22 protein-coding genes and 1 tRNA gene are annotated in these 22,630 nt (G+C 67.1%); 16 read left to right on the top strand and 7 right to left on the bottom strand.

What is annotated here, in order from left to right:
- The first annotated feature begins 28 nt into the window (after nucleotides 1-28).
- The 7 genes from hfq (at nucleotide 29) to AAG565_RS09405 (ending at nucleotide 6,365) form a co-directional block, all read left to right on the top strand.
- On the top strand, nucleotides 29-301 hold the full coding sequence (gene hfq, locus AAG565_RS09435; RefSeq protein ID WP_348819334.1) for an RNA chaperone Hfq: 273 nt from the start codon (nucleotides 29-31) through the stop codon (nucleotides 299-301).
- A gap of 63 nt (nucleotides 302-364) precedes the next feature.
- Complete coding sequence (gene hflX, locus AAG565_RS09430) at nucleotides 365-1,651, top strand: ribosome rescue GTPase HflX (RefSeq protein WP_348819333.1); 1,287 nt, start codon at nucleotides 365-367, stop codon at nucleotides 1,649-1,651.
- Nucleotides 1,652-1,787: 136 nt separating this feature from the next.
- Nucleotides 1,788-2,918 carry an FtsH protease activity modulator HflK gene (gene hflK / locus AAG565_RS09425; protein ID WP_348819332.1) on the top strand — a complete coding sequence of 377 codons (1,131 nt, stop codon included), beginning with the start codon at nucleotides 1,788-1,790 and terminating at the stop codon, nucleotides 2,916-2,918.
- Entirely contained in the window at nucleotides 2,918-3,787 is an 870-nt protein-coding gene (hflC, locus tag AAG565_RS09420; RefSeq protein ID WP_348819331.1) for a protease modulator HflC, read from the top strand. The genes hflK and hflC overlap by 1 nt, the downstream gene beginning before the upstream one ends.
- Nucleotides 3,784-3,975 carry a DUF2065 domain-containing protein gene (locus AAG565_RS09415; protein WP_348819330.1) on the top strand — a complete coding sequence of 64 codons (192 nt, stop codon included), beginning with the start codon at nucleotides 3,784-3,786 and terminating at the stop codon, nucleotides 3,973-3,975. The genes hflC and AAG565_RS09415 overlap by 4 nt, the downstream gene beginning before the upstream one ends.
- A 2-nt stretch (nucleotides 3,976-3,977) precedes the next feature.
- Nucleotides 3,978-4,967, top strand: a complete 990-nt coding sequence (locus AAG565_RS09410) for an ATP phosphoribosyltransferase regulatory subunit (RefSeq protein WP_348819329.1) — start codon at nucleotides 3,978-3,980, stop codon at nucleotides 4,965-4,967.
- Nucleotides 4,968-5,072: 105 nt separating this feature from the next.
- The gene (locus AAG565_RS09405) at nucleotides 5,073-6,365 is read left to right on the top strand and encodes an adenylosuccinate synthase (protein WP_348819328.1); all 1,293 of its coding nucleotides are present in this window, start codon (nucleotides 5,073-5,075) and stop codon (nucleotides 6,363-6,365) included.
- A gap of 113 nt (nucleotides 6,366-6,478) precedes the next feature.
- On the opposite strand, the gene AAG565_RS09400 is transcribed toward AAG565_RS09405, so the two are convergent.
- Nucleotides 6,479-6,563 (bottom strand) — tRNA-Leu (locus AAG565_RS09400).
- 106 nt (nucleotides 6,564-6,669) lie between these two features.
- On the opposite strand from AAG565_RS09400, the gene rnr reads away from it, so the two are divergent.
- The 8 genes from rnr to alr all read left to right on the top strand — a co-directional run bounded on the left by rnr (nucleotide 6,670) and on the right by alr (nucleotide 14,434).
- Nucleotides 6,670-8,955, top strand: a complete 2,286-nt coding sequence (gene rnr / locus AAG565_RS09395) for a ribonuclease R (RefSeq protein WP_348819327.1) — start codon at nucleotides 6,670-6,672, stop codon at nucleotides 8,953-8,955.
- Nucleotides 8,952-9,647: an OmpA family protein gene (locus AAG565_RS09390; protein WP_348819326.1), complete on the top strand. Its 696-nt coding sequence runs from the start codon at nucleotides 8,952-8,954 to the stop codon at nucleotides 9,645-9,647. The genes rnr and AAG565_RS09390 overlap by 4 nt, the downstream gene beginning before the upstream one ends.
- A 79-nt stretch (nucleotides 9,648-9,726) precedes the next feature.
- Nucleotides 9,727-10,479, top strand: a complete 753-nt coding sequence (gene rlmB, locus AAG565_RS09385) for a 23S rRNA (guanosine(2251)-2'-O)-methyltransferase RlmB (protein WP_348819325.1) — start codon at nucleotides 9,727-9,729, stop codon at nucleotides 10,477-10,479.
- Between the two features lie 172 nt (nucleotides 10,480-10,651).
- Nucleotides 10,652-11,068, top strand: a complete 417-nt coding sequence (gene rpsF / locus AAG565_RS09380) for a 30S ribosomal protein S6 (RefSeq protein WP_348819324.1) — start codon at nucleotides 10,652-10,654, stop codon at nucleotides 11,066-11,068.
- Between the two features lie 3 nt (nucleotides 11,069-11,071).
- Entirely contained in the window at nucleotides 11,072-11,299 is a 228-nt protein-coding gene (gene rpsR, locus AAG565_RS09375) for a 30S ribosomal protein S18 (protein ID WP_348819323.1), read from the top strand.
- Between the two features lie 12 nt (nucleotides 11,300-11,311).
- Nucleotides 11,312-11,770, top strand: coding sequence for a 50S ribosomal protein L9 (gene rplI / locus AAG565_RS09370; RefSeq protein WP_348819322.1), 459 nt, complete (start codon nucleotides 11,312-11,314; stop codon nucleotides 11,768-11,770).
- Between the two features lie 199 nt (nucleotides 11,771-11,969).
- A complete protein-coding gene (dnaB, locus tag AAG565_RS09365; RefSeq protein ID WP_348819321.1) occupies nucleotides 11,970-13,346 on the top strand; it encodes a replicative DNA helicase in 1,377 nt (458 codons plus the stop codon).
- On the top strand, nucleotides 13,343-14,434 hold the full coding sequence (alr, locus tag AAG565_RS09360) for an alanine racemase (RefSeq protein WP_348819320.1): 1,092 nt from the start codon (nucleotides 13,343-13,345) through the stop codon (nucleotides 14,432-14,434). Before dnaB ends, alr begins: the two co-directional genes overlap by 4 nt.
- Nucleotides 14,435-14,459: 25 nt before the next feature.
- Here the strand turns inward: alr and AAG565_RS09355 are convergent, their stop codons facing one another.
- The 4 genes from AAG565_RS09355 to AAG565_RS09340 form a co-directional block, all read right to left on the bottom strand.
- Complete coding sequence (locus tag AAG565_RS09355; RefSeq protein ID WP_348819319.1) at nucleotides 14,460-14,723, bottom strand: hypothetical protein; 264 nt, start codon at nucleotides 14,721-14,723, stop codon at nucleotides 14,460-14,462.
- A gap of 72 nt (nucleotides 14,724-14,795) precedes the next feature.
- Nucleotides 14,796-15,515 carry an FHA domain-containing protein gene (locus AAG565_RS09350; protein ID WP_348819318.1) on the bottom strand — a complete coding sequence of 240 codons (720 nt, stop codon included), beginning with the start codon at nucleotides 15,513-15,515 and terminating at the stop codon, nucleotides 14,796-14,798.
- A gap of 4 nt (nucleotides 15,516-15,519) precedes the next feature.
- A complete protein-coding gene (locus tag AAG565_RS09345) occupies nucleotides 15,520-16,341 on the bottom strand; it encodes a Stp1/IreP family PP2C-type Ser/Thr phosphatase (RefSeq protein WP_348819317.1) in 822 nt (273 codons plus the stop codon).
- A gap of 5 nt (nucleotides 16,342-16,346) precedes the next feature.
- Complete coding sequence (locus AAG565_RS09340; protein WP_348819316.1) at nucleotides 16,347-19,010, bottom strand: serine/threonine-protein kinase; 2,664 nt, start codon at nucleotides 19,008-19,010, stop codon at nucleotides 16,347-16,349.
- A 90-nt stretch (nucleotides 19,011-19,100) separates the two neighbouring features.
- Between AAG565_RS09340 and radA the strand changes: the two genes are divergently transcribed.
- Nucleotides 19,101-20,459, top strand: a complete 1,359-nt coding sequence (gene radA, locus AAG565_RS09335; RefSeq protein WP_348819315.1) for a DNA repair protein RadA — start codon at nucleotides 19,101-19,103, stop codon at nucleotides 20,457-20,459.
- 9 nt (nucleotides 20,460-20,468) lie between these two features.
- Here radA and AAG565_RS09330 read toward each other — a convergent pair whose 3' ends face one another.
- Both AAG565_RS09330 and ccsA read right to left on the bottom strand, forming a co-directional pair.
- Nucleotides 20,469-21,758: an HlyC/CorC family transporter gene (locus AAG565_RS09330; RefSeq protein WP_348819314.1), complete on the bottom strand. Its 1,290-nt coding sequence runs from the start codon at nucleotides 21,756-21,758 to the stop codon at nucleotides 20,469-20,471.
- 87 nt (nucleotides 21,759-21,845) lie between these two features.
- The gene (gene ccsA, locus AAG565_RS09325; protein WP_348819313.1) at nucleotides 21,846-22,628 is read right to left on the bottom strand and encodes a cytochrome c biogenesis protein CcsA; all 783 of its coding nucleotides are present in this window, start codon (nucleotides 22,626-22,628) and stop codon (nucleotides 21,846-21,848) included.
- Nucleotides 22,629-22,630: the final 2 nt, after the last annotated feature.

Here is a 22,630-nt window from a genome sequence, read left to right as displayed (position 1 = left end):
TGAACAGCGTCAGTCCCGGGGTAAGCCGATGTCCAAAGGTCATACACTACAAGAACCGTTTCTCAACGCGCTGCGCAAGGAGCGCATTCCCGTTTCGATCTACCTCGTGAACGGCATCAAGCTGCAAGGGCAGATCGAGTCTTTCGATTCGTTCGTCGTCCTGCTGCGCAACAGCGTCAGCCAGATGGTGTACAAGCATGCGATCTCGACGGTCGTGCCGGCGCGCCCGGTGCGCATCTACGATCCGTCGGCGGAGCCGGGTGAGGCTGCCGAGCCGGGCGGAGACAGCGCGGCGAGCTGATGTGTGCGGTTGAGCCGATAGCGCCGCATCGCGAGCACCTGTCGAAACAGCGGGTCGGGCTGGATGTTTGAACGTCCGAAGGCGGGGCAGCGCGCGATACTGATCCACCTGGAGTTCCCCGGCGCCGATTTCGATTCGGATCGTCAGGAGTTCGTCGAACTGGCCCGTTCCGCCGGCGCGGAGATTCTCGCGGTGGTGGGCGGAACCCGCAGGCTGCCGGATCCCGGACTGTTCGTCGGCAGCGGCAAGGCCGAGGAGATCGCGGCGCGGGTCGCCGAGAGCGGTGCCGAGCTGGTGATCTTCAACCACACGCTCAGTCCGAGCCAGGAGCGCAATCTGGAGCGGCTGCTCAAGGCGCGGGTGCTCGATCGTGCCGGACTGATTCTCGACATCTTCGCGACGCGGGCGCGGTCCCACGAAGGCAAGCTCCAGGTCGAGCTAGCACAGCTGCAGCACATCGCCACGCGTCTGGTGCGCGGCTGGACGCACCTCGAGCGTCAGCGTGGCGGCATCGGTCTGCGCGGCCCCGGCGAGACGCAGCTGGAAACGGACCGTCGCCTGATCCGTGACCGCATCGCATCGCTCAAGCGCCAGCTCGAAGACGTGCGCGGCCGCCGCGCGCGCAGCCGTGCCGCACGACTGCGCCGCGAAGTGCCGACGGTGTCGTTGGTCGGCTATACCAACGCCGGCAAATCGACACTGTTCAATGCGCTCACCGGCGACACCGCCTTTGCGTCGAGCCAGTTGTTCGCGACGCTCGACACGACGGTCCGGCGCATGCCGCTCAAGTCCGGCGAGCCGGTCGTGATTGCCGACACCGTCGGCTTCATCCGCGATCTGCCGCACGACCTGGTCGCCGCGTTCCGGGCCACGCTGGAGGAAGCGCGCGAGGCGGCGCTGCTGCTGCACGTGGTGGATGGTGCGGATCCGGAACGGGCTCGGCGCATCGCCCAGGTCGAAAGCGTCCTCGAGGAGATCGGTGCCGCAGAGGTGCCCCGCCTCCAGGTGTTCAACAAGATCGATCTGCGCGACGACGAAGCGCCACGCATCGAGCGCGACGAACTCGGCGTCATCTGCCGCGTGTTCGTGTCGGCGCGCACTGGTGCTGGCCTCGACCTGTTGCGCGACGCGGTGGCCGAGCGACTGGACCTGGCGCCAGAGGTGCGCGAATTGATCGTGCCGCCGTCGGCGGCGCGGCTGCGTGCGCAGCTGTTTGCGCGGCGTGCCGTGCTCAAGGAACGCACGGACGAGGCCGGCAATGCCTGCCTGACCGTGTCGATGCCGGCAGCACAGCTGCAGCGCATGTGCCGGGAGGCCGGACTCGCGGGGCTGACCGAAAGCAGCCCGTGAGTGCGGCCGCGAGCGGACTGCTAGAATCCCGCGGCACCATTGGTGCCGGTCACCAGTCTGAATCCTGTGCGCCTGCAGACCGCGGCGGTCTGGCGGCGCTTCGAACATCGACACCCAACTAATTGTGGAGTAGCCAATGGCCTGGAATGAGCCGGGACCCGGCCGCGATCCGTGGAACCAGGGACCCAAGCGCGGCGACGGACCGCCGGATCTCGACGAGATGCTCAAGCGACTGAAGGCACGCTTCGGTGGTGGCCGGGGCGGCAGCGGCGGTGCGGCGCCGCGCGGTGCCGCGCCGGGCGGGCTGGTCGGCCTGGTCATCCTGGCGCTGGCACTGCTCTGGATCGCGTCGGGCTTCTACGTGGTGGACGAGCAGGAGCGCGCCGTGGTGCTGCGTTTCGGCAAGTACGTGCAGACCACCGAGCCGGGCTTGCGCTGGCGCCTGCCATGGCCGATCGAGAGGGAGGAGGTCATCAATGTCACCGGGGTGCGTTCGACACGGGACCGCGCGACGATGCTCACGCAGGACGAGAACATCGTCGATCTGGAGTTGACCGTTCAGTATCGCGTGTCCAGCGTCGAAGACTACGTGTTCAACGTCGCCGATCCCGAGCTGACGATGCGCCAGGCGACCAAGTCCTCGGTGCGCGAGATCGTCGGCCAGTCGAAGATGGACTTCATCCTCACCGACGGCCGCCAGGAGATCGGCGACCGGACCAAGGTGTTGCTGCAGGAGCGCATGGACGAGTACAAGACCGGCCTGTTCGTGACCGAAGTGAGTCTGCAGCAGGCGCAGCCGCCGGAGCCGGTGCAGGCGGCGTTCGCCGATGCGATCAAGGCGCGCGAGGACCAGCAGCGCCTGAAGAACGAGGCCGAAGCCTATGCCAATGACCGCCTGCCGAAGGCGCGCGGTGCCGCGGCGCGGCAAGTCCAGGAGGCGACGGCTTACCGCGACCAGGTCGTCGCCAAGGCGGAGGGTGACGCAGCGCGCTTCAATCAACTGCTGAGCGAATACCGCAAGGCGCCCAAGGTGATGCGCGAGCGCATGTACCTCGACACGATGAATACCGTGTATGGCAACAGCAGCAAGATCCTGCTCGACGTGGACAAGGGGGCGCCATTGCTCTACCTGCCCCTCGACCAGCTGATGCGCGCGGCGCCGCGCAGTGATGCGCCGGGTGACTTCGTGACCGCGCCGCCGGCGGTGCGCAGCGGCCCCGCGTCATCGGGAAGCGACAACCTGCGTTCGCGTGAGAGAGGCCGCTGATGAACAACACCAGTCCCCTTGTGCTCGCCATCGCCGCGCTGGCCGCGCTGCTGTTGGTGTCCAACACCTTTTTCATCGTCGATCAGCGTGAACGCGCGCTGCTGTTCCAGGTCGGCGAACTCAAGGACGCGGAGTTCGCGCCGGGCCTGCACGCGAAGATCCCGTTCTTCCAGAGCGTCCGCAAGTTCGACGGGCGCGTGCTGACACTCGACAACCAGACGGAGAACTTCCTGACCGTCGAGAAAAAGAACGTCGAAGTCGATTTCTTCGTGAAATGGCGCATCCAGGACCCGGCCGTGTATTACCGCGCGACCGGTGGGCAGGAGCTGCTGGCACTCGACCGTCTTTCGGCGATCATCAACCGCGGCCTGCGTGACGAGTTCGGATCGCGCACGATCCAGCAGGCGGTGTCCGACGAACGCGACGTCATCATGTCGGAACTGGAGCGCAAGGTCGTGAAGAATGTCGCGGATCTCGGCGTCGAGATCATCGATGTGCGCCTGAAGTCGATCAATCTGCCGCAGTCGGTGAGCGAATCGGTCTACGACCGCATGCGCGCCGAACGCGCGCGGGTGGCCGCGGACCTGCGCGCGCGGGGCGCCGAGGAGGCGGAGAAGATCCGCGCCGGCGCCGACCGCGAGGCGCAGGTGCTGCTGGCCAACGCCTACAAGGAGGCCGAGGAGCTGCGCGGCGGCGGCGACGCGCGCGCCGCCGAGATCTACGCCAAGGCGTATGGCCAGGACGCCGAGTTCTACAGCTTCTACCGCTCGCTCAACGTCTATGCCGGCAGCTTCGGCGGCGGACAGGACGTACTCGTGCTGCAGCCGAACGGCCCATTCTTCAAGTATTTCCGCGGCGGCACGCCTTGAGCCTGGACTGGACCGAGCTGATTCGTGCGCTGGGGCTGGTGATGGTGATCGAAGGCCTGATGCCATTCGCGGCGCCGTCACAGTGGCGGCGCATGCTGTTGACGCTGGCGCAGATGGAAGCCCGCAGCCTGCGCCTGATCGGCTTTCTCAGTCTGTGCGGCGGACTGCTGCTGCTCAATCTCGCCTGACGATGACGATCAACAAATGGATGCTGCCAGAGGGCGTCGAGGAGTCTCTGCCGCCGCTGTCGTGGCAGATGGAGGCGCTGCGGCGCCGGTTGCTCGACCACTACCGCAAGCGCGGCTATCAGCTGATCCTGCCGCCGCTGATCGAGCATCTCGACACCTTGCTGACCGGAACGGCGCAGGGTCTGGAGCAGCAGACGTTCAAGCTCACGGATCCGGCCAGCGGTCGGCTGCTCGGCCTGCGTGCGGACATGACGCCGCAGGCGGCACGCATCGCGTCGCGCCGCTATGCGGATCAGTCGGTGGTGCGTCTGTGTTACCTGGGTACGGTACTGCGCACCGAGGCCGACAGTCTCGGCGGTTCGCGTTCACCGCGCCAGGTGGGCTGCGAGCTGTTCGGTCTGGCGGGTCCTGACGGTGATCTGGAAATCCTCGATCTGATGCTCAAGACGCTGCGCCTCGCCGGTGTGCGTCGCATATATCTTGATCTGGGCCACGTCGGCATCTATCGCGCGCTGACTGCCAGGCTCGGGCTCAATGCCGCCGAGGAGTCGGCGCTGTTCGAAATCCTGCAGCGCAAGTCACATCCGGATCTGGCCGAGTTCGCACAGGCTCGCCGGCTCAAGCCGCGTGCGATCGAGCTGGTGTCGCAGCTGATGGATCTCAATGGCGAGCCGAAGGTGCTGGCGCGTGCGCGGGAGGTGTTGCGCGCCGGCGGTGCTGCCGTCGAAGGCGCGCTCGACGCACTGGAGCGCACGGTGCTGGAACTGGCCAAGGTGGCGCCGGCGGCGCGTGTCCACATCGACCTGGCCGAGCTGCGCGGTTACCGCTACCACACCGGCATCGTGTTCGCGGCCTTCGTGCCGGGACATGGCCGCGAGATCGCGCGCGGCGGGCGCTACGACGGTGTCGGCAGCGAGTTCGGCGCGTCCCGGCCGGCCACGGGCTTCTCGGCCGACCTCAACGAACTGCTGCGGCTGGGGCGCGTCGGATGAAGGCCGAGAGCCTTGAATGGCACGCGGCCCCGCCGCCGGGGGCGGGCATGGTGGCCAGGCCACGACACGGATGTCATCGACATACTGGATCAAGAGAGACGACATATGGGCAAATCAGTGGTCATCATCGGCGCCCAATGGGGTGACGAGGGCAAGGGCAAGGTCGTCGATCTGCTGACGGATCGCGTGCAGGCCGTGGCGCGCTTCCAGGGCGGCCACAACGCCGGCCACACGCTCGTGATCAATGGCGTCAAGACGGCACTGAACCTGATTCCGTCCGGCATCATGCGCCCGGGCGTGGCCTGCCTGATCGGCAATGGCGTCGTGCTATCGCTGCCGCACCTGGTCGCGGAAATCGGGAAGGTGGAGGCGACTGGTGCCTCGGTGCGCGATCGCCTGCGCATCTCCGAAGCCGCACCGCTGGTGCTGCCGGTGCACGCACAACTCGACCAGGCGCGCGAGCGTGCGCGCGGCGAGGCGAAGATCGGCACGACCGGCAAGGGCATCGGCCCGGCCTATGAGGACAAGGTCGCGCGCCGCGCCGTGCGAGTCGGCGACCTGTTCCACCGCGAACAGCTCGCGGCCAAGCTCGGCGAGCTGCTCGCGTATCACAACTTCGTGCTGCAGAACTACTACAAGGAACAGCCGGTCGATTTCCAGCGCACGCTGGACGAGCTGCTGGGCTATGCCGAGACGATCCGGCCGATGGTCGCCGATGTCACCGAACTGCTGCGCGTGCATCTGCGCCGCGGCGACAACGTGCTCTTCGAGGGCGCGCAGGGTGCGCTGCTCGACATCGACCACGGCACCTATCCGTTCGTGACATCCAGTAACACGACCGCCGGCGGCGCGGCCACCGGCACCGGCGTCGGTCCGCGCGAACTGGGCTACGTGCTCGGCATCGTCAAGGCCTACGCGACGCGTGTCGGCTCCGGGCCGTTTCCGACTGAACAGGACAACGACGTTGGCCAGCACATCCGCGACAAGGGTGCCGAGTACGGTACGGTGACCAAGCGTCCGCGGCGCTGTGGCTGGTTCGACGCCGTCGCCGCGCGCCGTTCGATCTTCAACAACAGCGTCTCGGGCCTGTGCGTGACCAAGCTCGACGTGCTCGACGAGCTCGACACGATCCGCATCTGCGTCGGCTACAAGGTCGATGGCGTACCGGTCGAGACGCCGCCGATCGGTGCCGAGGGTTTCGCGCGCATCGAGCCGATCTACGAGGAACTGCCGGGCTGGAAGAGCAACACCTACGGCGTGACCCGCTACGAGCAGCTGCCGGAGTTGGCGCGCCGCTATCTCAGGCGCCTGGAAGAGGTGGCGGGGACCGAAGTCGCCATCGTCTCGACCGGCCCCGACCGCGAGCACACCATCGTGCTGCGCAATCCCTTCGATTGAACAACCGCTCCCATTCGCCGGTTTCCGGTTTGCAGCCGCAAGACGGCTTCAACTGGAAACCCCGGCCGGGAAACCGGAAACTAAAAAGGCCGGCAAAGCCGGCCTTCGTTGTTTGGTGCCGAGGAAAGGACTCGAACCTTCACGGTGTTACCCGCCAGTACCTGAAACTGGTGCGTCTACCAATTCCGCCACCTCGGCATGAGGGCGCGCATTTTGGCGACGCACCGAACCTTTGTCAATGAAAAAGAAAACATCGCAAAAACATGCACACGCACCGCAGCGGCCGCGGGACGAGCGGCCGTCTGTGGCGCCGCATCCGCAGCGCTGGCAGGACGCCGATCCGGAGTATCAGCAGCAGGCGCAGCAGTACACGGAACCGATTCCGAGCCGGCCGCTGATCCTGGAAACCCTGGCGGCACAGGACGGGCCCATGACCTTGGATGACCTGGTCGGCCACTTCGGACTCGGCCGCCTCGCACAGCAGGAGGCCTTGTCCAAGCGCCTGGTGGCAATGGTTCGCGATGGGCAGATCGTGCAGAACCGGCGCGGCGCGTTCGGGCCGGTGACGCGGATGAACCTGGTCGCCGGCAGCGTGCAGGCGCATCGCGACGGATTCGGCTTCCTGATCCCGGACACGGGGGGCGACGACATCTTCCTTCCGCCGCGGCAGATGCGCGCGCTGATGAACGGCGACCGCGTGCTGGTGCGCGTCGTCGGGCGGGACTTCAAGGGACGGCCGGAGGGGGCGGTCGCCCAGGTGATCGAGCGGGTCAGCCGCAGTGTCGTCGGCCGCCTGCACGTCGAGCAGGGCGTCAGCTATGTGATTCCCGAGAATCCGCGCGTGCAGCACGACCTGCTGATCCCGCCCGAACACCTTCAGGGCGCACGTCACGGCCAGATGGTCGTCGCACAGATCGTGACGCCGCCGGGCAACCGCACGCTGCCGGTCGGCAGGATCGAGGAGATCCTCGGTGAGCACCTGGCTCCCGGCATGGAGATCGAGGCGGCGATCCGCGCGCACAGCCTGCCTCACGACTGGCCGGAGGCCGTCGAAGCCGAGGCCGCGGCGCTTCCGGAAGAGGTCACCGAGGCGCACGTCGCCGGCCGCGAGGACTTGCGCCATCTGCCGCTGGTCACGATCGACGGTGTCGATGCGCGTGACTTCGACGACGCCGTCTATTGCCGGCCGCAGCGCGGCGGTGCGACTTCGAAGGGGGGATGGACGCTGTGGGTGGCGATCGCCGATGTCGCCGCCTATGTGCATCCCGAGTCGCCGCTCGACAAGGAGGCCGTGCGGCGCGGCAACTCGGTGTACTTCCCGCAGCGCGTGATTCCGATGCTGCCGGAGAAGCTTTCCAACGGGCTGTGCTCGCTCAATCCGCAGGTCGATCGCCTGTGCATGGTCTGCGAGATGCGCATCATGCCCGATGGCGAGGTCGCCAGGTCACGCTTCTATGAAGCGGTGATGCGCTCCCAGGCACGCCTGACCTACGACGAAGTGGCGGAGATCCTCGACCGGCCGGAGGGTGACAAGGCACGCGAGCGCGCACCGTTCGTCGAGCATCTGCAGGCGCTGCAGGAGGTGTTCGAAGCCCTGTTCGCGGCGCGCGAGCGGCGCGGAGCGATCGATTTCGATTCGACGGAGACGCGCATCGTGTTCTCCGACGAGCGCAAGATCGAGCGCATCGTGCCGGTACAGCGCAACCGTGCGCATCGGTTGATCGAGGAATGCATGATCGCTGCCAACGTGCAGGCCGCGCGCTTCGTCGAGAAGCACAAGCTCGCGAATCTGTATCGCATCCACGAATCGCCCGATCCGGTCAAGCTGCAGCCCTTGCGGGAGTTTCTGGCGCTGCGCGGCCTGCATCTGGGCGGTGGCGAGAAGCCGACCGCCAAGGACTACAGCCGCACACTGGCACAGCTCAAGGGGCGCCCGGATGCCGCGCTGGTGCAGACGGTCCTGCTGCGGTCGATGATGCAGGCGCGCTACTCGCCCGACAACATCGGCCACTTCGGTCTGGCGCTGACGCACTATGCTCATTTCACGTCGCCGATCCGGCGCTACCCCGATCTGCTGCTGCACCGCGCGATCAAGCACGGCCTGCGCAAGGGCAAGCCCACTGCATTCACATACGACCATGAACGCATGGCTGCGCTGGGCACGCACTGCTCGATGACGGAGCGGCGCGCCGACGAGGCGACGCGCGACGTCACGACCTGGCTCAAGTGCGAGTTCATGCGTCATCGGCTGGCCGAGGAGTTCGACGGTATGGTCAGCAGCGTCGCGCCGTTCGGTCTGTTCGTCGAACTCGAGGGCCTGTACATCGAGGGACTGGTGCATGTCTCGTCGCTGCGCAACGACTACTATGAGCACGATGCGGCGGCGCAGCGTCTGGTCGGCAGTCGCAGCAAGACGGTCTATGGACTCGGTGATCGCGTGCGGGTGAAGCTGGCGCGCGTCAATCTCGATGAGCGCAAGATCGACTTGGAGCTGTTGCGTGTGATTCAGCATTCATCCCGGATTAAGTCCGCGCGGCCAGAATCCGCAACGAACCGAAGGGCTGGAAAACAGAAGAGGACGAAGCGATGAACATGTTCAGGATGGCGGTCGTCGCGGCGCTGGCAGTCGGTGTGGGGGCCTGTGCCGCGGACGATCCGAACCGGCGCGCGAAGACCGGTGCGGTGATCGGCGCGGTTGCCGGCGCTGCGATCGGCAACCAGGTCAGCCATGCGCGCGGGGCGCCGATCGTCGGTGCCGTCGTCGGCGCCATTGCCGGTGGTGCGGTCGGCGGCTACATGGATCGGCAGCAGGCCGAGCTGGAGCGTCAGCTCGCCGAGGAGACGGCGCGCCGGGAGCTGCAGATCGTGCGGCTGAGTGACGGCTCGCTCAAGGTCGGTGTCGCCAGCGACGTCAGTTTCGAAGTGGACAGCGCGCAGCTGATGCCGGCCGCGCTGAACACCTACGCCAAGATCGCCGGCGTGCTGCGCAACTACGACCGCACCGTCATTCACGTCGTCGGCCATACCGATTCGACCGGCAGCGACGAGCACAACCAGAGCCTCTCGGAACGCCGCGCCGCGGCGGTCGCCAGCTACATGGCCGGGCAGGGTGTGCCGGGCACGCGCATGCGCCAGGAAGGTCGCGGCAAGCGCGAACCGGTCGCGTCGAACAGCACCGCCGAAGGCCGCCGCAAGAACCGCCGCGTCGATATCGTCATCAAGCCGGTGGTCGAAGGGCAGGAGCAGCAGGCCTGGGCGCCGCCGCCTTATCTCGGCAGTTGATGCTGGTCTGCTTCGACGCGAAGCCCCCGTATCGGTCGGGGGCTTTGCTTTTTCCGGCAACTGGCTGAATGCTCCGTGCATGGCGAAGACAACATTGATCGGCGGTTTCCATGCGGTGCTGGCGGCGCTCGAGGACGCGCACGACAAACCTTTCGAAGTCCTCATCGCGGATTCGCGTCGCGACGAACGGATGCACAAGGTGCAGCAGCTGGCGCAGCGTGCCAATGTGCGTTTGCGCGTGGTGCCCAGGAGTGAACTCGACCTCAAGGCCGCGGGTTTGCGCCACCAGGGCGTGCTCGCCTATGTGCCGGAGAAGGCTTTCGAGGCCGAGGACCTGCTGTACCGCTCGGCTGAGCCGCAGCGGTTGCTGCTGGCGCTCGATGGCGTCCAGGATCCGCACAATCTGGGCGCGTGCCTGCGCACCGCCGAGGCCGTCGGCGTCGCCGCGGTCATCATTCCCAAGGACCGCAGCGCAGGGCTGACCGCGGTCGCGCGCAAGGCCGCGGCGGGGGCCGCCGAGCGCGTGCCGATCGTGACCGTCACCAACCTGGCGCGCACGCTGGAGCGGCTCAAGGAACTGGGCTACTGGATCACCGGCCTCGCCGGCGAGGCGCAGGAAACGCTGTACGACGTCGATTTCACAGGTCCTGCAGTGCTGGTCATGGGCGCGGAGGGTGAGGGCCTGCGCCGCCTGACGCGCGAAACCTGCGACCGCCTGGTGAAGATCCCGATGCAGGGCAAGACCGAGAGCCTCAACGTGTCTGTCGCCGCGGCCGTCTGCCTGTACGAGGCCTGGCGCCAGCGCAGCCGCGCGCGCAAGGGCGGCGCCTGAGCAGGGTCGGCGCGACGATTGCACCAAGGCGCTGATTCCCCTAATATTCCCGCCCCGCTCGGCGACGGGCGGTTTTTTGTTTCCACCACCTTGCTCCACGGACGGCTGCGCCGGACCGGGGGCCGTGCGCCAGGGCCATCTTCGGCCGGGCGTGCGTTCACAAGGAGATGCAATGCGACACTACGAAATCGTGGTCATGGTGCATCCGGACCAGAGCGAACAGGTTCCGGCCATGATCGAACGCTACAAGGGCATGGTCGAAGCCGGCGGTGGCAAGGTCCACCGTCTCGAAGACTGGGGCCGGCGTCAGCTGGCGTACCCCATCGCCAAGGCGCACAAGGCCCATTACGTGCTGATGAACCTCGAGATCGGCCAGCCGACGCTGGACGAGCTGGAGAATGCCTTCAAGTTCAATGACGCCGTCATCCGTCGCCTGATCGTCAAGAAGGACGGGCCGGTCAGCGTGCAGTCACCGCTGTTCAAGGCTCCGGAGGAGGAGAAGAAGGGCGAGTACCGCGCCCGCAAGTCCGACGCCGAAGCCGGCGAGTCCGAGGGTGCCGACGCCGGCGCCGAAGAAGCAGGAGCCTAAGCCATGGCGCAGTTTTTCCGCCGCAAGAAGTCGTGCAAGTTCAGCGCCGAGGGCGCACCCGAGATCGATTACAAGGATCTCAACATGCTCAAGCAGTACATCGGCGAGAACGGCAAGATCGTTCCGGCCCGCATCACCGGCACCAAGTCGCGCTACCAGCGCGAGCTGGCGCTGGCGATCAAGCGCGCGCGCTTCCTGGCGCTGCTGCCCTACACCGACCGTCACGTCTGAGGGGAGCGGACCATGCAAGTGATTCTGCTTGAAAAGATCAAGAAGCTGGGCGATCTGGGCGACACCGTCAACGTCAAACCCGGTTTCGGCCGCAACTTCCTGCTGCCGCAGGGCAAGGCGCTGCCGGCGACCGAGGAAAATCGCAAGGTGTTCGAGGCGCGCAAGGCCGATCTGGTCAAGAAGGCCCAGGACAGCCTCAATGCCGCGAAGATCCGCGCCGAGAAGCTCGCCGGCCTGAGCCTCACGGTCAGGGCGCTCGCCTCCGAGGAGGGCAAGCTGTACGGTTCGGTCGGTCCGGCCGAGATCGTCGCGGTGGCCGCGGAGCGCGGTGTCGAGCTGCACAAGAACGAGATCGACATGGTCAGCGGCCCGATCCGTGCGCTGGGCACGTACACGGTGGGTGTGCAGCTGCACTCCGAGGTCGGGACGAGCTTGACGGTCGTCGTCGAGGAGCAGAAGGCGCAGGCCTGAGACTCACGCCCGCGTCGTCCCAGCGGCCCGCCACGTGCGGGCCGCTGTGTTTGCGGGTTCCCGGCACCGGGGCCGTGGTTGCCGCCGGCGGATGCAGCCCCCGCGAATCATCCACAGGAATTCCCCAGGAACTGCCCAGGAATGGCCCAGTCACGGGTGCTTCCGCCGACCGTACCGAGGGGCGAGAATCGTCGCTGCCATGAACGCCACCGTTTCGAGATTCCAGGCCTCGCCCAAGACACCGCCGTATTCGATCGAAGCGGAACAGTCGGTGCTCGGCGGACTGATGCTGGACAACCGCGCGTGGAACGAGCTCGGCGATGTTCTGACGCCGGAGGATTTCTACCGTGAAGACCACCAGCTGATCTATCGTGCGATCAGCGAGCTGGTCGGTTCCGGCCGCCCCTGCGATTTCGTCACGCTCACGGAACATCTCAAGGCACACGGCCAGCTCGATGCGGCCGGTGGCCTGGTCTATCTGGGCAGCCTGGCCAACGATACGCCCAGCGCGGCGAACGTCACGGCCTACGCCGAGATCGTGCGCGAGCGCGCGGTGCTGCGCGGCCTGATCGCCGCGGGCGGCGACATCGCCGAGCTGGGCTTCCGCACCGAAGGCCGCAGCTACGCCGAGCTGCTCGACATGGCCGAGCAGAAAGTGTTCGCGCTGCGCAATCGCGCCGAGCACGCGCGCTCCAGCTATTTCGCGATGCCACAGTTGATGGACACGCTGGAACGCAAGATCGACTTCCTGCGCCAGAACCCCAGCGGTGTCGCCGGCCTGTCCACCGGGTTCGCCGATCTGGATGCCAAGACCACCGGCCTGCATCCCGGCGATCTGGTCATCGTCGCGGGCCGGCCGTCGATGGGCAAGACCAGCTTTGCGCTCAACATCGCCGAACACGTGGTGACTTCGCCCGACCGGCAGCCCGCGGCGGTATTCAGCATGGAAATGCCCGCCGAGCAGCTGGCGCTGCGCATGCTGTCGTCGTTCGCGCGCATCCCGATGGGCCGGCTGCGCAGCGGCGAACTCGAAGACCGCGACATGGACCGCCTGGTGTCGATGAGCGGCCTGCTGCGCGATGCGCCGCTGTACATCGACGAAACCGGTGCGCTGTCGCCGCTGGAGCTGCGTGCGCGTGCGCGGCGCATCAAGGCGCGGCATGGCCTGGGCCTGATCGTGGTGGACTACATCCAGCTGATGCAGGTACCGGGGACCAAGGAGAACCGCACCAACGAGATTTCCGAGATCTCGCGCAGCCTCAAGTCGCTGGCCAAGGAGCTGGAGGTGCCGGTGATCGCGCTGTCGCAGCTCAATCGCGGCGTCGAACAGCGCGACAACAAGCGGCCGCGCATGGCCGACCTGCGCGAGTCCGGTGGCATCGAGCAGGACGCCGACCTCGTCGTCTTCATCTACCGCGACGAGGTCTATAACAAGGATTCGCCGGACAAGGGCACCGCCGAGATCATCATCGCCAAGCAGCGCAACGGCCCGCTGGGCGTGGTCAAGACGGCGTTCCTGGGCGAGTACACGCGCTTCGACAATCTCGCGCAGGGCCTCGACGACGGCTACGCATGATTCCGCGCGTCACTGCGACCATCGACCTGTCGGCGCTGCGCAACAATCTCGGCGTCGTGCGGCGGTTGGCGCCGGCGTCCCGGGTGATGGCGGCGGTCAAGGCGGATGCTTACGGTCATGGCGCCGTGCCGGTGTCGCGGACGCTGGTCGCTGCGGGTGTCGATGTGCTCGCGGTCGCCTGCCTGGAGGAGGCGATGACGCTGCGCCAGGCGCGTGTGCAGGCGCCGATCGCGCTGCTCGAAGGCGTGATCTCTGGCGAGGAGGCGGCGCAGGCGGTGTACGAGCAGCTGCAGATCGTGGTGCATGACCACTGGCAGATCGCGCTGCTCGAATCGCTGCCGGCGAGCGCGCGCCTGTCGCTGTGGTTCAAGCTCGATACGGGCATGCATCGGCTCGGCTTTCCGCTTGCCGATGTGCCGCGGCTGGTCGAGACACTCCAGCGTCATCCGGGCTGGGACTTCCAGGGCTGGATGACGCACCTCGCCTGCGCGGACGAGCCCGACAATCCGTTCACCGGCGAGCAGATCGGCCGTTTCGACGCGGCCTTGCGCGGCATTGCCGGTGCGCGCTCGATCGCCAATTCCGCCGGTCTGATCGCCTGGCCACAGGCGCGTGTGGACTGGGTGCGGCCGGGTCTGGCGCTGTACGGCTGCTCGCCGCTGCCGGGCGTCAGCGCGGCGAGCCTGGGGCTGCGGCCGGCGATGCGCCTGGAGAGCCGCCTGATCGCCGTGCGCGAGTACGCTGCCGGCGAAGGTGTGGGCTACGGTCTGGCCTACCGCTGTCCCGAGCGCATGCGCATCGGCGTCGTCGCGGTGGGCTATGCCGATGGCATGCATCGCGCGTTCCGCAGCGGTACGCCGGTGATGATCCGCAGGCGTCGTGCCTACCTGGCCGGCCGCGTGTCGATGGACATGATCACCGTCGATCTGCGCGAAGTTCCGGATGCCACGGTGGGCGATCCGGTATTGCTCTGGGGCGACGGTCTGCCGGCGGAACGAATCGCCGAGTGGGCCGGTACGCTGTCCTACGAACTGCTCTGCGGGCTGACGCAGCGCGTCCACTTCCGCCACCTGAACGGGGCGGACTGAGCGGGCAGGATGGTTCCCGCGCGGTTCAGCGCACCGCGGGCGACAGCTTGCGCAGCGCTTCGCTGGTGGTCGTCGCGCCGCTGCGGTCGATGTCTTCGCGCGTGATCACCTGCCCGGGAGCGGCGACGCAGGGGCGGTCCTCGCTGCGCTGTAGATGGCTGCCGGTCTGCTGCAGGCAGTTCGGCGACACGTTCTGGGCCGTTGCCGTATCGGGCACGGCCTCCTTCGGGGCGGGTGCCGCACAGGCGGCGAGCAGCAGGGTGCAGAGCACGCAGATCCGGGCATTCATGAGGGCCTCCGGATAGAGGGACCGGTTTAGATTGTGCGCCCCGGCGCTGTCCGTCGGCTGAACGCGCCGGGATCAGCCGCTGAGCGTGAAGGTCATGCGCGTGCCGACGAGCTCGACGGTGTCGTTGGGGTTGAGCTTGCGCGCCTGCACATCGAGCGGCACGCCGTTGACCAGAGGCTTGGTGCCGCCGCTCTCGCCGCCGACGTGGACGATGTAGTAGCCGTCGGCACGGCGTGTGATGGCCGCCACCTGGACGCCAGGCTTGCCGATGGTCGTCAGCGCCTTGGACAGTTCGAGCTCCTTGCCGGCATTCGGGCCGGTGGTGACACGCAGCTTGCCGAGCATCGGCTTGGCGGGTGCCGGCGTCGCCGCGGGCTGGGCAGGCGGCACCGCCGGTGCTGCGGCTGCAGCGGGCGCGGCCGCCTTGCTGACCTGCGCATCGAATGCCGCGCCGAACTGGCCCGGCTTGAGGATCATAGTCTTCTCGAAATCGTCGTCGGCAGCGCCCTCACCCTCGTACTTGAGCGTGTTGCGGCCGATCGCGATGGTGTCGCCGTGGGTCAGCGGATGCTTGGCGATCTGCTTGCCGTTGACCTGGGTGCCATTGGTCGAATCGAGGTCTTCGAGGAACGAGTCCTGCAGGATCGTGATCACCACCGCGTGGTGACCGGACACCGCCTTGTCGTTGAGGCAGATGTCGTTGTCGGGATGGCGTCCGATGGTGATCCGCTCCTTGTTGAGCGGAACGTCCCGGGTCTGGCCGCTGCTGTCGGTGACGATGAGCTTGCCCATAGTTTCAGAACCACTCCATCAGACGTTCGTACCAGCGCTTGCCGGCGACCAGCGAGGCGTTCAGGCGGGCCAGGACCACGGAAATATTGTCCTTGCCGCCGGCCTCATTGGCCAGCGCGACCAGTTCCTTTGCGGCGTACTCAAGATTATCAGCGTATTTTCCGAGTGTTAAGCCGATGACTTCATCCGAAACCATATCTGTGAGGCCGTCCGAGCACAGCAGGACCGTGTCGCCGACCTCGATTGGTTCCTCGATGGCATCCACCTGGACGTCGGGCTCTGCGCCCAGCGCGCGGGTGACGATGTTCTTGCGCACCAGCTTTTTTGCCTCGTCGCGGTCGTAGTGTCCGCGTGCGACCAGTTCTTCGAGCAGCGAATGGTCGCGCGTGATCTGCTCCAGCTTGCCGCTGCGGAAGCGGTAGAGCCGGGAGTCGCCGACGTAGGCGATCGACATGCGGTCGTCGTGCAGCAGGCAGGTGACGATGGTCGTGCCCATGCCCGCGCATTGCGGCTGACTCTGCGCCACCGCGTGGATCGCCCGGTGCGCGTCCTCCACCGCCGACTTGAGCATCTGCGATTCGGCGCCCAGGCCGGTCGTGGCGTCGATCTGGCCATGCTTGAGCGAGGGCCAGTTGCGCTTGGCGACGTCGAGAACCGTCGTGACCGCGATGCCGCTGGCGATCTCGCCGGCGTTGTAGCCGCCCATGCCGTCGGCCAGCACCAGCAGCCCGATGTCGGGATCCTCGCCGACCGCGTCCTCGTTGTTCTGACGCACGCGGCCAGTGTCCGAGAGCAGCGCCGTGGTGACCTTGTCCTTCAGCGCCATGAGCCCTACCCCGCGGTGACGGTGGACATCACGCCGCGCAGGTCGCGTGCCATGTCGGCGCCGCGCTGATAGCGCTCGTCGGCATTCTTGTGCAGGGCCTTGTCGATGATCGGTTCGATCGCCGGCGGCAGATCCGGCCGCAGCGTGGTCGCCGGCGTGTGCGCCTCGCTGGCGATCTTCATCATCAGGTTGACCATCGAGTCCGCCTGGAACGGCAATGCGCCGGTCAGCAGCTGGTAGAGCGTGACGCCGAGCGAGAACAGGTCGGAGCGGCCATCGACGCGCTTGCCGGCGAGCTGCTCGGGCGACATGTAGCTGGGTGTGCCCAGCACCATGCCGGTCTTGGTCTTGCTCGAATCGGTGATGCGGGCGATGCCGAAGTCCATCAGCTTGAGGGTCTGCGTGGCCTCGATCAGCATCATGTTGGCCGGCTTGATGTCGCGGTGCACGATTCCGTTGGCATGCGCGTAGTCGAGCGCGTCGGCGGCGTCCGCCATCAGCCGCAAGACCTCGCGCACCGGCAGCAGGGCATTGGGCTTGGTGTGGCGCGTCAGGTCGTGGCCGCGCACGAACTCCATCGCGATGTAGGCGAGATCGTGTTCCTCGCCGGCGTCGTAGATCGAGACGATGTTCGGGTGGGTCAGGCGCCCGGCGGTTTCCGCTTCGCGGAAAAAGCGCTCCTTGACGCTGGCGAGTTCGTCCGGCTCGAACTCCTGCGACAGCGCCATCGTCTTGATCGCGACCTGGCGGCCGATCTTGGGGTCCTTGCCCATGTAGACGATGCCCATCGCACCCTTGCCGAGTTCCTTCTCGACCTGGTAGCGGCCGAGCATGGGCTTTTCGATCTGCGCGGTGGCGTCGAGCACCAGCGTACCGCCGGGATGCGAGCTGGCGGCATTGCCGCCGAGGATGACCGTCTCCGACAGCTTCTTCGCGCGGCTGAGCTTCTGCTGGATGTCGCGGAAATCCTTGTTGAAGCCGGCGATGTACTGATACGCGGATTCGGCCTTGTTGAACTGCCGCTTGCGCTCGAAGTCCAGCGCGAGGTTGTAGATCAGGTCGAGCAGCTTGTCGTCCACCGGCTGCACGCGGCGGAACTTCTCGAATGCCATGTCGAGCTGGCCCTGGCCCTGGAATGCGAGCCCGAGCATGCGGTTCGACTCCGCGCTCTCGACTTCGCTGCTCTGCTTGAGTCGCTCGGTGATGTTGAACTTCTTCACCGTCATGAACGCGTGGCCGGCGAGCAGGAAGACCGCGGCGACTGTGAGCTTGAGCCATACGGCGCTGGATGCCATGACGCCGATCTGCGTCACGATCAGGCCGACGGCGAGCGCCAGCGTCAGCGCCGCCGAAGGCGTCGGGCCCAGGCGGGGCAGCGCCAGCGCCAGGTAGGCGACGATGGCCAGGAACACGGCCAGTTCGACCCATCCGGTCCACGCCGGATGCGTGAAGTAGTCGCCCTGCAGCAGGCTGGAGACCGCGTGGGCGAGGGTGACCACCGGCGCGGTCGCCGGCGACACCGGCGTGGCGAAGGTATCGCCGGTGCCGACCGCGGTCGTGCCGATCAGCACGATCTTGTCCTTGTACTTGCTCGCCGGCAGCTTGCCGGACAGCAGGTCATACGCGGAATCGACCGGGAATGCGGGGCGTGTGCCATCGCCGCGATAGAAATGCGTGTACATGCGCAGCGCCGGACTGGTGCCGATCTCCAGTCCGCCCATCGCCACGCCTTCGCCGAGCCGTACCTCGATGTCCTGCGGCCCGAGATTGAGCGCGCTCGCGGCGATCAGCAGGGACAGCGACGGATAGAACTCGTCGAAATGCTGGAGCACGAGAGGTTCGTAGCGGACGGCACCATCGACGTCGGGCGTGGTGTTGAGATGGCCGACGGCGGCGGCGGCTTCGCCCAGGACCGCGATGGGGACGAAAGCCTCGCGCGTCGGCAGCGGCAGGGCGCCGTCCGCGCGCGCACCGACACGGTCCGCGATGCGCGTCAGCGCGCTGCGGCGGACGAACTCGGGCAGGAGCGCGTCCGGGCGACCCTGCGGCCGGCCGATCGTGAACACCATCGGCAGCAGCGTGCGGCCCTGAGCCTGCAGGGCGCCGGAGAGCCGGCCGTCGCCGGAGGCGCGCGCAGCGGCATCGAGGGTGCCAAGCAGCTCGGTGACCAGCCGGCCGTAGTCCCGCACCAGGGCCGAGGTCTCGAATGCCGACGCGATCTCGCCGACTTGCGGTGAACCGTGCGCCGCGTCCTTGAGCATGAGATTGAAGGTCTCGATCTCGACCGGGATCTGCTGGGTCAGCGGCGACGCGTCGAGTTGCTGGCGCAGCGTCGCGATCAGCGCAGCATCGCCAGACTGTTCTGCTTCGAGATAGAGCGCCGTGTTGCCGATGACCTTGGCGCCGCCTTCGCGCAGCTTGTCGATCAGTTCGGCCTGGCGCGTGCGCGGCCACGGCCAGCGGCCGAGGTTGCGGATCGAGTCGTCGTCGATGGCGACGATGGCGATGCGGTCGGAAGGCGTGCGCTCGCGCGCGCGCACACCGAGATCGTAGGTGTAGCGTTCCAGCGACTCGAAGCCGTCGGCGAAGACGGCGAACGCGAGCACGGCGAAGACCAGACTGAAGGCGACCGCGGCAAACCAGTCCCGGGTCCAGAATTGTGGTTTCACCGCGGAGTCCCCCGACGCGCATGAGCTAAGCTCATGTTAGCCGTTTTCGACGAGCGGCCACATCAGATTTCCACGGAAGCCTGCAGGGCCATGGCCAGAACGCGGACCGAGTACGTGTGCCAGAGTTGCGGTGCGAGCAGCCCGAAATGGGCAGGGCAGTGCGCCGACTGCGGCAGCTGGAACAGTCTGGTCGAGACGCAGGCGATGCCGCGCAGCTCGGCACGGGCAGGCGGCATCAGCGGCACGGCGGGCGGACGCGTGCAGCGGCTCAGCGAGGTCGGCACGCAGGAGGCGCCGCGCGCATCGACCGGCATGCCCGAGGTCGATCGCGTGCTCGGCGGCGGCGTCGTTCGCGGCGCGGTGTGCCTGCTCGGCGGGGATCCGGGCATCGGCAAGTCCACCTTGCTGCTGCAGGTGCTGTCGTCGCTGCAGCCGCGGCTGACGACGCTCTACGTCACCGGCGAGGAGTCTCTGGCGCAGGTGCACCTGCGCGCGCAGCGTCTGGGGCTGGCGAATCTGGACATCCCGGTGCTCGCCGAGACCAGCGTCGAGCAGATCCTCGCGCAGCTGACGCAGCTCAAGCCGGCGTTCGTAGTCGTCGATTCGATCCAGACCCTGTACACCGACACGCTGGATTCGGCACCGGGCTCGGTGTCGCAGGTGCGGGAGTGCGCGGCGCAGCTGGTGCGCCAGGCCAAGGCCACGCAGACGGCGGTCGTGCTGGTCGGCCACGTCACCAAGGAAGGCGCGATCGCCGGGCCGCGCGTGCTCGAACACATGGTCGATACCGTACTGTACTTCGAGCACGATCCGGGTTCGCGCTTCCGCATCGTGCGCGCGATCAAGAACCGCTTCGGCGCGGTCAATGAGCTGGGCGTGTTCGCGATGACCGACGCGGGCCTCAAGGAAGTCAGCAATCCGTCGGCGCTGTTCCTGTCGCGCCATCCCGAGCCGGTGCCGGGCAGCGTGATCACCGTGGCGCGGCAGGGCAGCCGGCCGCTGCTGGTGGAGGTGCAGGCGCTGGTCGATCGTTCGTCGATCGGCACGCCGCGCCGCGTCACGCTGGGGCTGGAGAGCAACCGCCTGAACATGCTGCTCGCCGTGTTGCACCGGCACGGCGGCATCGCGCTGGGCGACCAGGACGTGTTCGTCAACGTCGTCGGCGGCATGCGCATCCAGGAGACCGCGGCCGACCTGCCGCTGCTGCTGGCGGCGTTGTCCAGTTTCCGCTCCCGGCCCTGGCCGTCTGACTGGATCGCCTTCGGCGAGATCGGTCTGGCGGGCGAGGTGCGCCCGGTCGCGGGCGGCGAGGAGCGGCTGGTCGAGGCCGCCAAGCAGGGCTTCCGGCGCGCCATCGTGCCGGATGCGAACAAGCCGCGGCGCGCAGCCAAGATCGACATCGAGGTCGTGCCGGTCACGCGCCTGGCCCAGGCGCTGGACCAGCTCTGAGGCTGCGGATCAGGCCGCCTTGCGCGTGCCGGGTGCCGCGGCCTTGGGCGGCCAGACGCGCGTCGATTTGATCGCGTTGGCGCGCATCTCGGTGATCTCGAAACTGTAGCCGGCGATCTCGACGCGGGCGCCGGGCTGCGGCAGATGTTCCAGCTTCTCCAGCATCAAGCCGTTGATGGTCTTCGGCCCGTTGGTCGGCAGTTTCCAGCCGAGATTCTTGTTGAGGCTGCGGATCGTCACCGAGCCGTTCACGCGGAAGCTGCCATCGGCATCGGCATAGACGTTCTTGATGCGTGTCGCCGGATCCGAGGTGAACTCGCCGATGACCTCCTCGAGGATGTCCTCGATGGTCACCAGGCCCTGGATGTCGCCGTATTCATCGACGACGAAACCGATGCGGCGCTTCTGGTTCTGGAAATTGAGCAGCTGCTGGTTCAGCGGCGTCCCCTCGGGGATGAAGTAGGGTTCGCGGGCCAGCGCCAGCAGGCTCTGCACGTCGAGGCTATCCTCGGCGGCGAGGCGCACGACGCGGCGCAGGTGGACGATGCCCTTGAGGTTGTCGATCGAGCCGTCGAATACCGGGATGCGGGTGTGCTGGCTGCCGATGATCGCTTCCTTGACCGCCGGCCAGGGCTCGGAGATGTCGATGCCGACGATCTCGTTGCGCGGCACCATGATGTCCTCGACGGTGGCTTTCTCGAGGTCGAGGATCGACAGCAGCATCTTCTGGTGGCGGTGCGGAATCATCGCGCCGGCTTCGGCGACCACCGTGCGCAGCTCCTCGGTGCTGAGGCTGTGCTGCGCCGCCTCGTCCGCGGAGATGCCGAACACGCGCAGGATGCCGTGTCCGACCAGCGTCACCGCCCAGACCAGCGGCGCCAACAGACGCATCATCGGCCAGAGGACGTAGGCGGCGGGTGTGCCGAAGCGCTCCGGATGCAGCGCGGCCAGCGTCTTGGGCGTGACTTCGCCGAACACCAGCAGCAGGAGGGTCAGTCCGCCGGTGGCGACCGCGATGCCGGTCTCGCCGGGGAACAGCCGCAGGCCGATCAGCGTGGCGACCGAGGCGGCCAGCGTGTTGACGAAGTTGTTGCCGAGCAGGATGGTGCCGATCAGTCGGTCCGGCCGTTGCAGCATGTCCCACACGAGCTTGGCGCTGCGTTCGCCTTTCTGCGCACGCGTCTTCACGCGATAGCGGTTCATCGTCATCAAGCCGGTTTCGGAACCGGAGAAGAACGCCGAACAGCACAGCAATGCAAAGAGCAGCCCGAACAGGGCGGATAGGGGTATGTCGTCCAAAAGCGCGGTCGGCAGTGGCCGTGTGGATGCTGTTTGTTACCCAAGCGGGCGGGTCGCTGTCAACCCGAACGACTTGAGATATCGAAGCTAACTCCAGTGCCTGCCGAGAATTTGTTCGAGAATGAGCTTGCTGCCGAAATACGCGAGCACAAGCGTGGTGTAGCCCGCCAGCGTCCAGCGGATCGCGGTTCGCCCGCGCCAGCCGAAGCGCACGCGTCCCCACAGCAGCACGCCGAAGATGATCCAGGCCGCGATCGACAGGATGGTCTTGTGCGCCAGGTGCTGCGCCATCCAGTCGCGGATGAACCAGATGCCGGACAGCAGGGTCAGCGACAGCAGGAAAAAGCCGATGCCGATCAGCTGGAACAGCAGGCGCTCCATCGTCTGCACCGGCGGCAGCGAACGGGCCAGCGGCGTCATGCGGCGACTGTGCAGCAGACGGTCCTGCACGGCCAGCAGGCCGGCGTGCACCGCGGCCAGCGTCAGCAAGCCGGCCGAGAACAGCGACAGCAGGATGTGACTGCGCGCCTTCCAGTCGGCGATGGGGATGTCGCTGGCCGGCGTCGGCCAGTGGCTGGCGAGCACGGCGGCCACGCCGGCGAGCGGATAGACCACGGTGCCGAGCGCGCGCAGCGGTTCGCGGAAGCACAGCGCCCACAGCAGGAACGCGGACTGCCAGGCGAACAGCGAAAGGGACTCGTTGATGCCGATGGTGATCGTCCCGCCCTGCAGCACGTGCCGGCTCAGGGCCGTGGCGTGCAGGAGCAGGGCTGGCAGCACGAACCAGCGCTCGCCGGGCAGGCGGCGATCGCGGTACTGGCTCACGGCAGCCGCACAGTAGATCGCCAGGGCGATGACATTCAGGATCATGG

Source organism: Fontimonas sp. SYSU GA230001 (genome assembly GCF_040066175.1).
Taxonomy (GTDB): Bacteria; Pseudomonadota; Gammaproteobacteria; order Nevskiales; family Nevskiaceae; genus Solimonas.
The sequence above is the reverse complement of the archived record's forward strand: the minus strand, read 5'-3'. Positions and strand labels throughout refer to the sequence as shown.